12 protein-coding genes and 1 pseudogene are annotated in these 12,924 nt (G+C 53.2%); 11 read left to right on the top strand and 2 right to left on the bottom strand.

Annotation, left to right across the window (positions count from 1 at the left end; all coding sequences use genetic code 11):
* Positions 1-134 precede the first annotated feature (134 nt).
* Positions 135-911 (top strand): hypothetical protein, encoded by a 777-nt coding sequence (locus tag MTP39_RS09460; protein ID WP_117535046.1) that lies wholly within the window; start codon positions 135-137, stop codon positions 909-911.
* Between the two features lie 144 nt (positions 912-1,055).
* Here MTP39_RS09460 and MTP39_RS09455 read toward each other — a convergent pair whose 3' ends face one another.
* Positions 1,056-1,961: a peptidoglycan-binding domain-containing protein gene (locus tag MTP39_RS09455; protein WP_117505259.1), complete on the bottom strand. Its 906-nt coding sequence runs from the start codon at positions 1,959-1,961 to the stop codon at positions 1,056-1,058.
* A 594-nt stretch (positions 1,962-2,555) separates the two neighbouring features.
* Here MTP39_RS09455 and MTP39_RS09450 point away from each other — a divergent pair.
* The 3 genes from MTP39_RS09450 to MTP39_RS09440 all read left to right on the top strand — a co-directional run bounded on the left by MTP39_RS09450 (position 2,556) and on the right by MTP39_RS09440 (position 4,896).
* Positions 2,556-2,828, top strand: coding sequence for a type II toxin-antitoxin system RelB/DinJ family antitoxin (locus MTP39_RS09450; protein WP_117505255.1), 273 nt, complete (start codon positions 2,556-2,558; stop codon positions 2,826-2,828).
* Between the two features lie 16 nt (positions 2,829-2,844).
* Positions 2,845-4,458 (top strand): recombinase family protein, encoded by a 1,614-nt coding sequence (locus tag MTP39_RS09445; protein ID WP_249240337.1) that lies wholly within the window; start codon positions 2,845-2,847, stop codon positions 4,456-4,458.
* A gap of 186 nt (positions 4,459-4,644) precedes the next feature.
* Complete coding sequence (locus tag MTP39_RS09440; RefSeq protein ID WP_249240336.1) at positions 4,645-4,896, top strand: DUF6061 family protein; 252 nt, start codon at positions 4,645-4,647, stop codon at positions 4,894-4,896.
* A gap of 36 nt (positions 4,897-4,932) precedes the next feature.
* Here MTP39_RS09440 and MTP39_RS09435 read toward each other — a convergent pair whose 3' ends face one another.
* Positions 4,933-5,184, bottom strand: a complete 252-nt coding sequence (locus MTP39_RS09435; RefSeq protein ID WP_249240335.1) for a hypothetical protein — start codon at positions 5,182-5,184, stop codon at positions 4,933-4,935.
* Between the two features lie 221 nt (positions 5,185-5,405).
* Here MTP39_RS09435 and MTP39_RS09430 point away from each other — a divergent pair.
* The 7 genes and pseudogenes from MTP39_RS09430 to MTP39_RS09400 all read left to right on the top strand — a co-directional run.
* Positions 5,406-5,897: pseudogene (locus MTP39_RS09430) on the top strand (magnesium-translocating P-type ATPase); the annotation flags it as partial.
* 258 nt (positions 5,898-6,155) lie between these two features.
* The gene (locus MTP39_RS09425; RefSeq protein ID WP_249240334.1) at positions 6,156-7,178 is read left to right on the top strand and encodes a LacI family DNA-binding transcriptional regulator; all 1,023 of its coding nucleotides are present in this window, start codon (positions 6,156-6,158) and stop codon (positions 7,176-7,178) included.
* Positions 7,179-7,337: 159 nt separating this feature from the next.
* Positions 7,338-7,778, top strand: coding sequence for an RDD family protein (locus MTP39_RS09420; RefSeq protein WP_249240333.1), 441 nt, complete (start codon positions 7,338-7,340; stop codon positions 7,776-7,778).
* Positions 7,775-8,065 carry a hypothetical protein gene (locus MTP39_RS09415; RefSeq protein ID WP_249240332.1) on the top strand — a complete coding sequence of 97 codons (291 nt, stop codon included), beginning with the start codon at positions 7,775-7,777 and terminating at the stop codon, positions 8,063-8,065. The genes MTP39_RS09420 and MTP39_RS09415 overlap by 4 nt, the downstream gene beginning before the upstream one ends.
* 98 nt (positions 8,066-8,163) lie before the next feature.
* Positions 8,164-10,494 carry a glycoside hydrolase family 65 protein gene (locus MTP39_RS09410; protein WP_249240331.1) on the top strand — a complete coding sequence of 777 codons (2,331 nt, stop codon included), beginning with the start codon at positions 8,164-8,166 and terminating at the stop codon, positions 10,492-10,494.
* Positions 10,495-10,572: 78 nt separating this feature from the next.
* Complete coding sequence (locus MTP39_RS09405) at positions 10,573-11,892, top strand: ABC transporter substrate-binding protein (RefSeq protein ID WP_249240330.1); 1,320 nt, start codon at positions 10,573-10,575, stop codon at positions 11,890-11,892.
* Positions 11,893-11,973: 81 nt separating this feature from the next.
* Positions 11,974-12,921: a carbohydrate ABC transporter permease gene (locus MTP39_RS09400; protein WP_249240329.1), complete on the top strand. Its 948-nt coding sequence runs from the start codon at positions 11,974-11,976 to the stop codon at positions 12,919-12,921.
* The last annotated feature ends 3 nt before the right edge of the window (positions 12,922-12,924 follow it).

Raw genomic sequence — 12,924 nt, 5'->3', positions numbered from 1 at the left:
TTTTAAGAGGAAAGAGAAAAAATGTTAAGATTTGTAAACGGAAAAATAGATTTTTGTGAGCTAATATAAAAAGTTTACAAGAAAGCAATAGAAACTAAACAATATGTTGATAAACTTGTAAAAAAGGAGAACATATGAATTGTGCAAAAAGTGTAAAAATGATAGTGATTCTGGGTTGTATTGTGGTGAATTTGGTGGGATGTGGAATGAATGATACAACAGCATCATCAATGTCCACAGCAGTTTCGTCACAGGATACATCGTCAAGTTCATGCAATTCTGAAGAAAAAAATGATTTGCAAGATTTTTCCCAGACGTTAGTTGATTCGACCTCGGTATTTTTAGATCAAGATCAATATACTGTTTTTGAAAAAGCGCAGAAAATGGACTATGCACTTTGGGGACAATCAAGTAACTTAAAAGGACTGAATTTTAAAATTGAAGATGCTCCGACTTTTGTGCCTATGACGCAAAATGCGCCGACATATGTAAAACTGAACGGACATGATTATGAGGTCTATCAAAATTCTTATAAAGAGTTTGAAGAATATATGAAATCTATTTTTACAAATGATTTCTTGTCACAAGATTCAATTGAGAAAAAGTTTGCGAATTATAATGGAAAACTCGCCGTTTGTGATGACTATGATTTGGCACAAATTCCATATTTTACGGGATATGTGGGAGAATATTATCCGGATGATTTCTGCTCAGTGCGATACTATTTGAAAAATAAAACGGAAGCACAAGTGAATTTTGTAATGATTGCATACTATAATCCCAATGAAACGTATGAGGTACATGATGAGTATTCATATGATGACATGAATAAAGTCGAATATGAAATGCAGTTGGTAAAAGTTGGGTATGTGTGGAGAGTAAATAAATATCACTCGCCTGAGCTTGGATAAGCAGATAGTGAAAAGTGTTGCATATAATAGGCATTGAAAAATCCCCCCCGAAGCCTTTTCGAGAGTTGAGAAAAGACTTTGGGGGGGATATATGCTAAAAAATGATGCTTTACAACTTATTGTTGATGAAGAGAGTAGAGATATTTAGGAGCGACGAGCGGTTGCGATATAATCGCCGTATACGGTTTCATTGCGTGCAGTTCCCGCTTCCTCAAGAGTTCGAATGACACCACCAGCAGGATCAATGACGGAAATGCTACTTGCAGAGGAGCAATCGCCAGTATAAGCAATCGCTGTGACAAAATGCGTCTTTTTGCCATTGCTACTGTTGAGTCGAATAATGATGGGAAGGTTATTGTCAATACTTGCTTTGACTGCACTGAATACAGTCGCCTGCACCTTACCGCCATGAGTGTATTTGCTCGTGTCGATTTTACCATTGCACTCGCTGGGAAGAGCCCAAGTATTCAGACCGTTTGCACCCCAATTTCCACAGGCAGTCAGGACTTCGTTAGGGGTGAATTCACGAGGACCATAGATATTAGCGGTATTCAACACAGCAACAAGCGAGCAACCGCTATTTCCAACAAGCTTAACAATCTCCGAATTCTTCTGTGCCCAAAGATAGTTTCTATCAGTAGGCAGAGTGATTGAATGAGATTGACCACTTGTACCGCCCGAAGAAGCGTTCAATGCGTTCAGGGTGGCACTGCCGACCATACCATCGGCAGTCAAGCCGGATGCTTTCTGAAAACTGATAACAGCGTTATAAGTGCCTGAACCTGCAAGGCCATCCACCGTACTGGCGTAATAACCTTTGTTCTTCAGGAGCTGCTGGATAGTTTTAATGTCGCTTACCAGTGCATTCCATGTACCATCGCCAACAATGCCATCTTGGGTAAGACCTTTTTTGCCCTGATACTTCTTAACAGCATTTTCAGTACCAGAGCCAAATTTGCTGTCAAAACTACCCGGAGGGCAGCACATGATATGCAGTCCATACTGCAGGTACATAACATAGTTTCCGGTACTTCCATTTTTGAGTAACATAGTAATAATCTCCTTTTTTTAGTAGGACGTTTATGGGGCCCCTCATTTGCGTCCTTACGTAATAGAAAGAGAGAATCACAGATGTTTTGTAAACATAGAGAGATAATTTAAGATATCTGGGTCGGCCACTCAAACCAATGCCGTCAAGTCGGTGATGGATACAGACATTCATGCAATGTTACAGGACGCAGAAGATTATCTGAACGGCGAACTGCTCCGCATTACCGAAGAATGGCCCTCTGAGCGAGAACATCAAGGTGAATCGATGTTGATGCCTTATCTGAGCTATAGCAAAGAGCACAGATACTTTTATCGGATAGCTCTTGCAAACCGGAATATGCTGCCGGTTCAGAAAATATTCAAGCCTCTGTGGGAAAAACTGGTTCTCCCTAAATGCCAGATGGCAGGGATCTTGCAAAACTGTATTCCCTCGTTCTGAATGGACGCCACATTCATATCTTACGAGTTGAAATATCGTGAATATTGCCGAGACTTTTGGCTTATTCTTGTGCAATTCGTAGATTTTTCTTTGTCGTAAATGGAGCTGTTGATTTGTAATGCAAAAAGCATTACAATAATCGTGAGGTGATACCCATGGAAAAAACACAAATGCTGAATGTCCGGGTCAGTCCTATCGTCAAACAGCAAGCCGAGGATGTGCTGAAGCAGCTCGGCATTCCAATGGCGACCGCCATTGATATGTACCTGCGTCAGATTACGCTGACGGGCGGCATTCCGTTTCCACTGTCCTTGCCGAAAGCCCCGACTGCGCTGAATGCAGACACCATGACGGATGAACAGCTCCATACCGCTTTACAGGCTGGTATCAAGGAAGTGCAGAACGGTGACACCGTCTGCGGAGAATGAATAAGGAGGTGCAGCCATGACCGCTGTGATTTACGCCCGCTATTCCAGCGACAACCAGCGCGAGGAATCCATCGAAGGGCAGATTCGGGAATGCACCGCCTACGCCGAAAAGAACGGTATCACGGTCATCAAGCACTACATCGACCGTGCGCTCTCTGCCAAAACCGACAACCGCCCGGACTTCCAGCAGATGATCAAGGACAGCGAGAAACGGCTGTTTGACATCGTGCTGGTCTGGAAACTTGACCGTTTCGCCCGAAATCGTTACGATTCGGCACACTACGAATACCTGCTGGAACGCAACCATGTCAAGCTGGTATCTGCCACCGAGCCTATCTCTGACAGCCCTGCGGGTATCATGGTCAAGAGTATGCTCACCGGCATGGCTGAATACTACTCGGCAGAGCTGTCTGAAAAGGTCGTACGCGGCATGACCGAGAATGTTCTAAAGGGGAAGTACAACGGCGGCACGATTCCCATTGGCTTCAAGGTGGACGAAGAGAAGTTCTTTCAAATCGACCCGCTGAAAGCTCCCTTTGTGGTAGAAGCCTTCCAGCGGTACAATGAGGGCGCGACCATGAAAGAACTGATGAACTGGCTGAATGACAGTGGTGTGACTACCAACCGCAACCAGAAGTTCACCTACAACAGTGTTCAGACGCTGCTGACGAACAAACGTTACATCGGAGAAAACCACTTTAAGGACATTGTGATGCCCGACAGCATCCCGGCCATCGTGGACAAGGACTTGTTTGAAGAAGTGCAGCTGAAAATCAAAAAGAACAGCCGCGCTCCTGCCCGTCACAAAGCCGAGGACGATTATCTGCTCACCACCAAGCTGTTCTGCGGAATGTGCGGCGCGATGATGTTCGGCGAGTGCGGCACGGGTAGAAACAAGGTCGTTCATCATTATTATAAGTGCGCCACCGCGAAGCGTTTCAAGACCTGCAAGAAAAAGACCGTCCGTAAGGAATGGCTGGAAGATCTAGTCGTGGCTGAAACCATGAAGCTGATTCAGGACGATGCCGTGATTGATGCCATCGTTGCAGAGGTGCTGGAACTGCAAGAGCAGGAGAACACCACCCTGCCCCTGCTGGAAAAGCAGATGAAAGAGGTGGAGAACAGCATCGAGAATATGCTGAACGCCATCCAAGCGGGTGTACTGACCAGTTCCACCAAGGCACGTCTGGAAAAGCTGGAAGAACAGCAGAAAGAACTGGAAGTCCGCATTGCCGAGGAGAAAATCGCAAAGCCCCGGCTGAGTGAGAATCAGATCCGTTTCTGGCTGACCCGGCTCCGCAAGCTGGACACGAGGGTGAAAAGCCACCGGGAAACGCTCATCAACACCTTCGTGAATGCTGTTTATCTCTATGATGAAAAAGTTTTGATTACATTCAACTACAAAGACGGCACAAAAACCATCACTTTCGATGAAATCGCCGCCAAAGATGCCCCAGAGGGCAATGGTTCGGATTTGGGTTGCTTCGCTCCACCAAGAACTCCGGTATCCAATGGGTACCGGAGTTTCTGTTTTATCTGTCTTGCAAAAGGGATTACAAGGGTGGATTCGAACAGCATCGACCCGCCGAATAGTCCGGCGGGTAAAAAAGCCCCTGCGGGGCTTTTTTAGATGCGCGGCTCGCGAAATCCACCCGCGCCCACCAAACAAGAAAAATCCGAACCTATTTCCGATTGGAGAAGGGTTCGGATTTTTCGTTTTCTTCGGGTACAACAATGAAGGCTCCCGTGGACGGCGCAAAACTCCGATACCTTGTCATAGACCGTAAGCCAATAACAAGATTTGGAGGGTATGATTATGAAGTACGATGAAAGAGCCTGCAAGTTTAATATAGACACTGGCTGCGTGGAGCTGCTGCTCCGGGACGGGAGAAAAATCTCCATTGACTGCACCGGGGTCGAGGATGCGCTGGATATTACCATGGCACAGCAGACGGAACTGGACTACCTCATCTACAATGATCCGCTGGGCTATGCAGATTTGATTCTGAATGGTGACCCGGAGGAATATTTGAAAAATGCAGCCGGGAGCCATGGGCTAGAAGATTAAGAGAAACGCCGTTCTGGGAACAACCGGAACGGCGTTTTAGCGTTGCTTTTGTTCTTTACTCTGCCCCCGCAGCTCCCGCCGGATGGCACGGAACTGATCAGGTACATCCTCATCGGTCATCGCACCGGGAATATCCACCGTCCCAGTGGCTTTGGCGGTTTCATAGAACCAACATTTATGCTCCACGGTCTCCAGCGTGTGCTGTAACTGCTGAATCTGCTGGGTGAGCACATCTCGCTGATGCCGGAACATCTCCAGCCGGGTATCGATGGTGTCGCCCCCCTGCATGGCAAGTTCGGTATACTTCTACTCCATCAATGCTCAGTTGAAGGCGGTCATTGACCGCACTGTGGCAGAAGGTCAAAGACAAGGAACTCTACTACATCACCACCATAGCAGACGCGGAAAAGCTAGCTGGCGCCCTGTCCGCCGTACAGGTTGGCGTATACAACGTAACCTTTGAGCCAGGCTGCGGAACAACTGGCACATCCACCATGCTGCAAAGGGCTACCGCTGTGGATGTGGCCAAGGAGTTGGCAGATATCATCCTGCTGGAAAAAGATCTGATGGTACTGGAACAGGGCATCATCGAGGGCCGCAAGATCTACGCCAACCTGATCAAGTACATTAAAATGACGGCATGCTCCAATTTCGGCAATATGTTCTCGGTGCCGACAGCCTCGGCGCTGCTGCCCTTCTTGCCCATGGTGAGCGTCCATCTCATTTTCCTGAACCTCATCTACGACCTCTCCTGCACCGCCATCCCTTGGGACAACGTGGACGAGGAGTTCATCGCCAGGTCTCGGAAATGGGATGCCTCCAGCATGGGCAGCTTCATGATCCGGATCGCCCTACCAGCTCCATCTTGGCGCGGCACTGGACTTTGTGGCACTGCCTGCGGCCTACTTTGCATACCTGATCCCCTGCATCCCGCTGTACATGGTGCTGGCCACCAGCCTGAAAAAAAGCCTACGTCCACCCACTATGGCGAGCTGCTGTAAAGGAGGAAAACTCATGAATGCCTTTTTGGGGCATGAAGCCCCAAAAGGCATAAAAGAAGAAGTCTTTCGATAAAACGTCCCGGCTGTTCCGCTTGCCAAACGCAGAGAGCGAAGCCGGGATGTTCTACTTTATTGGGACGCACAAAGGGAACGCAGCATTTTGGAAAGAAAAAACGTTTTTTATGGACGCATTGCAATCAATACTCAACTGTGGTACACTAAAATTGTCAGGATTGCACAGGAGAGAGGATTGTTATCATGAAACGAACTTCCATTCGTGATGTCGCCAAAGCAGCGGGCGTGTCCATTACAACCGTTTCCAAAGCGCTGAACGATTACCCCGGGGTGAACCCGGACACCCGAAAGCGAATCCAGGATCTGGCACAGCAGATGGACTATGTGCCGGATGCCACCGGGCGGAGCATGGGCGGCATCTCCGACCCGGTCATTGGCCTGCTCATCAACGAGCTGCGTCCGTCGGAGCCAAGCGGCGCGGTCTACGGCTTTCTCAGCGGCGTGTGCGAGGCGTGCCGGAACAACGGCGTGGAGTTTCTGCTGATGACCACCGATACAAGGTCTCAGAACGAGACGACCCTGCGGCGGCTGTGCCTGAGCAAGGGACTGAACGGACTGATCTGCAGTGGTTTCCGGCTGGATGATCCCTTTGTGCGGCAGATGGCGGACATCGAGATCCCCTGCGCCTGCATTGATATCCGCACCGGGCACCCTAACGTGATGGACATCACCATCGACAATGTAAAGGCGGCGGACGAGGCGGTGAGCTTTCTGATCGGCAGCGGGCGCACAAACCCGGCGCTGATCTACGGCAACCGCAATGCGGACGTTTCCAACCTGCGCGTGCAGGGCTACTACAACGCCATGCAGCGCGCCGGACTGCCGGTCATGGAAGGACGGATGGCAGCCGGTGAGTTTCTGGAGGACAGTGCCTACCAGAAAACCAAGGAACTGCTGTCCCGGGACAAGCGCATCGACTCCTTTTTCTGCATCAGTGACCTGATGGCAATGGGCACCTGCCGTGCAGTGGAGGAAGCAGGTCTTGTGGTGGGGCAGGACATTGCGGTGGTGGGGTTTGACGACATTCCCACGGCGCGGTACGTTTACGGCGGGCTGACCACCATCCGGCAGGACTTTTACGCCATCGGCTACCGGGCGGGGGCGGCGGTCTATGAAAAGATCTCCGGCAAACAAAGCGCCGGAAGCTCGGATCAGCTGATGTATCAGCTGGTGGTCCGGGGATCTGCACCGGCTGCGAAGGGGTAAAAAACGCGCTTTTGGGCAGATTGTTCAAACTGATGCAGAATTCTTTGTGGATTATGCGGGCTGTACAACAGCCCGCTTTTATGTTATCATTGTGACATGGAAAACGTTTTCTAAAAAACGTTTTTTACAACGGAATACACAAAGCGGGAGGGCGGAGAAATGGAGCAGAACAAGATCACTATGGCGCTGCTTCGTCTGGGCTGCGGCCTGATTGACCTGCTGTTGCTGCTGCTTCCGGTCCAGCTTCTGATGCTGGGGGTCATGGGGCTGCAGGCGGCGCAGGCGGACCTGCTGTTCCGGCTGTTGTTTGCCGTATACGGCGCGCTGATGATCGAATACAACCACGGCGCAACGGTGGGCAAGAGCATCGGCAGGCTGGCGGTGGTGGATGCTTCCGGTGTCAAGGCACCGATTCTTTACGTCGGGCTGCGGGAGCTGGTACGCTCCATGTATCTGATCCCGGTGGCGGGATGGCTGGCGGGAGCGGTCAGTCTGGTGCTGATGCTGACTACAGGGCGTCCGCTGCACGATCTGGTGGGCAACACCAGAGTGGTCACCCGCCGGGAATATCAGCAGCTGCAAAAGGAGGCGGAGCCGTGAATCTGGACGAGACGTTCGGGCTGAACGCTTCCATGCCGCTGGTGGCGACCGGCCCGCTGTTGTTGCTGGTCTGCGTGGCAGAGGCGGTTCTGGCGGGGTGGCTGTGTGTTCACCGCACCCGGAACACCAACGATGTGGAGCGCAGCGTCCGGATGTATCTGCCGCTGGCGGCCGTGGGCACCGCAGTCTTTACGCTGGCAGGCATCCCGCTGTTGTTCGCTGCGGGGGCGCAGCTGTGCGGCCTTGCAGCGCTGGGGCTGATCTCCAACTACTATTTTTACCATTGATCCTTCTTTGCGGCAGCAGCTGCGGGATGCGATAGAATTCTTAGAAGATCATCTCAAACAACGACCGCGCAGGGCGGTCGGTTTTCGGAGGAACCAACATGACAAACACCAATATGGATTATTCCAAGGCGTCTGAGTGGAAAGTCATCGAGCGTGCATTTGACCCGGAATGTCTGGGCAAGTGCGAAGCCATCATGTGTCAGGGCAACGGCTATCTGGGCCTGCGCAACGCCACAGACGAGTTCAATGCCGGCGAGCAGCGGAACCTGTTCGTGGCGGGCACATTCAATAAGTTTGACGACAACGAAGTCACCGAGCTGCCTAACGCAGCGGACGTCACCCGGCTGAATCTCCGTCTGGACGGGGTGCGTTTCAACCTGCAGTACGGCAAAACGCTGGATTACAGCCGGGAGCTGTGCCTGAAAAACGGCGAGACCGTCCGCACGGTGGTGTGGGAATGCCCCAACGGCAGACAGTATCGGCTGGAGTTTCGCCGCTTTGTTTCCATGCAGCGCAAGCATGTCATCGCCCAGAAGGTGTCTGTCACGCCGCTGACCGCAGACTGCACCGCAATGGTGGTCGGCGGCATCAACGGTCAGATGAACAACACCGGCAGCCAGCACTTCTCGGAAGGCGAGAAGCGCCTGTACGACGGCCGGGTGATGCAGTACACCCAGACCACCAGCCAGTCCGGCATCGACTTCTTTTTGAACACGATGTTCACCTTTGCGCTGGACGGCGAGACGCTGGACAAGAAGGGCTTCATCGTCATGGATCGCCGGATCATCCAGCAGGAGTTTGATCTGGAGATCCCGGCGGGCAAGACCCTGACCTTTGAAAAGATCTCCAACGTCTTTACCAGCCGGGACCGTTCCAGCGAGGGCAAGGACTTCCAGCAGATGCAGCAGATCTCTCTGGAGGATCTGAAGGAAGCCGCCGCCGCAGGTTACGATGCACTGCTGTGCGAGAGCGCTGCCGCATGGAACAAGCTGGTGTGGGAGAATGTGCCGGTGACCATCCACAGCACAGACCCGGTGGACCAGCTGGCGATCCGGTTTGCACAGTATCATCTGTATGTGATGACCCCCGCCCACGACAACCGCATGAACGTGGCTGCCAAGGGTCTGTCCGGCGAAGCCTACAAGGGCCACACCTTCTGGGACACCGAGATGTTCATTCTGCCCTACTTCATCTACTCGGCACCGGAGATCGCCCGCAGTCTGGAAGAGTACCGTTTTCTGGGGCTGACCGGTGCCCACAAGAAGGCTGCCGCCAACCACTACGAGGGCGCACAGTTCCCGTGGGAAGCCGCATGGATCGATGATGGCGAAGTGACCCCGGTATGGGGTGCTGCAGACATCATCACCGGCCTGCCTATCAAGATCTGGTCCGGCTTCATTGAGCAGCACATCACCGCTGATGTGGCTTTTGGCGCATGGCAGTACTACACCGTCACCGGCGATCAGGAGTTCATGGACAACTGCGGCTATGAGCTGATCCTGGATACTGCAAAGTTCTGGGTCAGCCGTCTGGAGGAAGGCACGGACGGGCTGCTGCACATCAACGATGTGGTGGGCCCCGATGAGTACAAAGAGCATGTGGACGACAACGCGTTCACCAACAATATGGCGGCGTGGAACATCCGCAAGGCTATGGAATACGCCAAGAAGCTGAAGCAGGAGAAGCCGGAGCTGTACGCACATCTGGCTGAAAAGCTGGACCTGCCCCGGGTGGAAGCACAGTGGGCCGAAAAGCTGCCCCGCATCTACCTGCCCAAGCCCCGCGAGGACGGCGTCATCCCGCAGGATAAGACCTACCTGAGTCTGAAGCAGATCGACCTGACTAAGTACAAGAACCAGCAGAACATCGGCAGCATCTACCGCGACTTCAACCAGCACCAGATCTGCAACATGCAGGTGTCCAAGCAGGCAGACATTATGATCATGTTCCTGCTGCTGGAAAACCAGTTCGATCTGGAAACCAAGCGCGCCAACTGGAACTACTACGAGCCGCGCACCCTGCACGATTCCTCGCTGTCGCTGTCCACCCACACCATTCTGGCAAACGACATGGGCGACAGTGCCATGGCATACGACCTGTTCCGGCGGGCGGCAGCCATTGATATGGGCCCCAACATGAAGACCAGCGATGCCGGCATCCACGCCGCATCCATCGCAGGCATCTGGCAGTCCGTGGTGTTCGGCTTTGGCGGCGTGCGGATGCTGGAAGGCAGACTGCGCATCGACCCCAAGCTGCCGAAGGCGTGGAGCGCACTGGATTTCTACATCTACTGGAAGGGCCAGAAGCTCCATGTGGAGATCGACAAGACCGCCCTGAAGGTGACGAACCTGACGGCAACGGCTCCGGTCACCCTTTCGGTCAACGGCACCGAGCACGCCTTCACCGCTGTGCTGACGGAAACGTTGTGAACCATCCCATTGTCCGACGCAGCAGGGGAACTGTGTGAACCATGCTGCCCAATTTAAAACGATAAGGAGAATACAAAAATGAGAAGAAGAACTTTCATCAAGATGTCCGCTCTGTGCGCTGCTGTGGCAGCTGCCTCCGTTCTGACCGCCTGCGGCGGTGACAAGAGCACCAGCACCGCTGCAAGCTCTGCGGCTTCCAGCACTGCTGCCGGTGCAGCCGAGGGGGATTTTGGCGGACGCACCGTGACGGTCGGCATCTGGGGCGGCAACGATCAGGAGACCGCTGCCATCAACAAGCTGAAGGAAAACTTTGAGGCTGACCACAACTGCAAGGTGGAGCTGAAGGTCTACACCGACTACAACACCCAGATCCAGGCCGACTTCATCGGCAAGACCGCACCGGATGTGTTCTACATCGATGCTTCCATGTTCCCCTTCTACAGCTCTCTGGGCGTGATGGACGTGCTGGACCCCGAGGAGTATTCTCTGGGCGAGTTCTACCCCAACCTGGTGGAAGCCTTCACCGATGCGGACGGCAACGTGCAGTGCGTGCCCAAGGATGCTTCCACGCTGGCTACCTACTATAACATCGACCTGCTGGAGTCTGTGGGCTTCACCGCAGAGGATATCCCCGGCGATTACGCGGAGTACAAGGCATTCCTCACCGACCTGCAGGCTCGTCTGGACGAGAAGTACGGCCCCAACCAGATCGCTGCCATGACCTACAATCAGGATCTGTCCCGCAACCTGTACATCCTGCAGGATGGCACCGATGGACTGATCGATGCAGAGGGCAAGCCTGTCCTGACCGGCGACCGCGTGGTCTCCAACATGGACTTCATTCTGGATCTGGTCCACGCAGGCGTGTGGAAGACTCCCTCCGATCTGGGTCTGGGCTGGAACGGCGAGGCATTCGGCACCGGCAAGACCGTCATCATGGAAGAGGGCAACTGGGTCTACGGCACCCTGAAGGTGGATTACTCCGACATCCACTTCGGCGTCAAGGAGATGCCCGTCTACAACGGCACCCAGTACTCCATGAGCTACACCGTGGGCTACGGCATCTACGCAATGTCTCAGAACAAGGACATGGCATCCGCATGGATCAAGTACGTCACCTCTGTGGACGGCCTGACCATCTGGTGCTCCGGCGCAGGCTGCCTGCCCCCGCGTGCCGATGCCGCTAAGGCAATGGATGTGGAGAGCGATCCCGTCTGGGCTGTGCACTCTGCAATGACCGCCTGCTCTCTGCCCTGGCAGCTGGGCAGCAACCTGAGCATCATCAACACTGCTTACCAGAACTATCTGCCTCTGGCTGTCAGCGGTGAGATGACCACCAAGCAGTTCCTGCAGGCTGCCGAGGATCAGGCAAATCAGGAGATCGCAAACGCCGGCTGAGCCTGAACCGGATGACCTGAGCAGAAATCGTGCGGGCCTCGGCAGGAAAACCTGCCGGGGCTGTTATGGAGGAAACGTTTTATGATTGGAAGCACTCCGACTGCTGCAAAAAAGCGGTCACCACGGACAAAGCCCACAAAGCGCAAGCTGCAGGAATGGCGGCAGGGCTATGTGTTTTTGGCACCGGCCCTGCTCATCATCGGGGTGTTCATCGGCATTTCTGCGTTGTTTGTGGTCTACCTGTCCTTCCACAAGGTCAATCTATTCACAGACACCTACACCTTTGTGGGACTGAATAACTACAAGCGCCTGCTGACTGATGAGATCGCCCGCAAGGCTCTGACCAACTCGCTGAGCTTTGCGGCGGTGGTGGTGCCCTGCCAGACCATCATCGCTCTGGTGATCGCCAGTGTGCTGAACAGCAACATCCGCGGTAAAAACGCCTTCCGCGCCATCTACTTTCTGCCCACGCTGACCTCCAGCTCGGCACTGACCCTGATCTTCATGTTCATGTTCAGCGTGACCGGACCCATCAACATGATGCTCATCAAGACGGGCATCCTGCCGGTGGGCGGTGGCATCAACTTCTTGAACGACCCCAAGTTTGCGCTGAAGGTCATTATGATCATGAACATCTGGTCCACCGTGCCGCAGTACACCACCATGTACCTTGCCAGCCTGCAGGATCTACCGGCGAATCTGTACGATGCAGCGTCTATTGATGGTGCCAATGCGGTGCAGAAGTTCACCAACGTCACAGTGCCGTATCTCAAGCCCATCACCACCTATGTCCTGCTTACCGGCATCATCGGCACGCTGCAGATGTTCGATCAGGCGTACATCTTCTCCAACGGCTCCGGCGGGCCTGCCAACAGCACCCTGACCGTCTCGCTGATGGTGTACCGCTACGCCTTTGGCACCAACAATGCCATGGGTTATGCTTCCACCATTGCCATCGTGCTGGCCATCGTCATCATGGCGGTCTCCCGCCTGTCCGAAAAGCTGAACGCTTCGGAACGTCTGTACTAAGGG

Source organism: Faecalibacterium sp. I3-3-33, from assembly GCF_023347295.1.
Lineage (GTDB): Bacteria > Bacillota > Clostridia > Oscillospirales > Ruminococcaceae > Faecalibacterium.
This window is presented reverse-complemented; position numbering and strand designations above follow the sequence as displayed.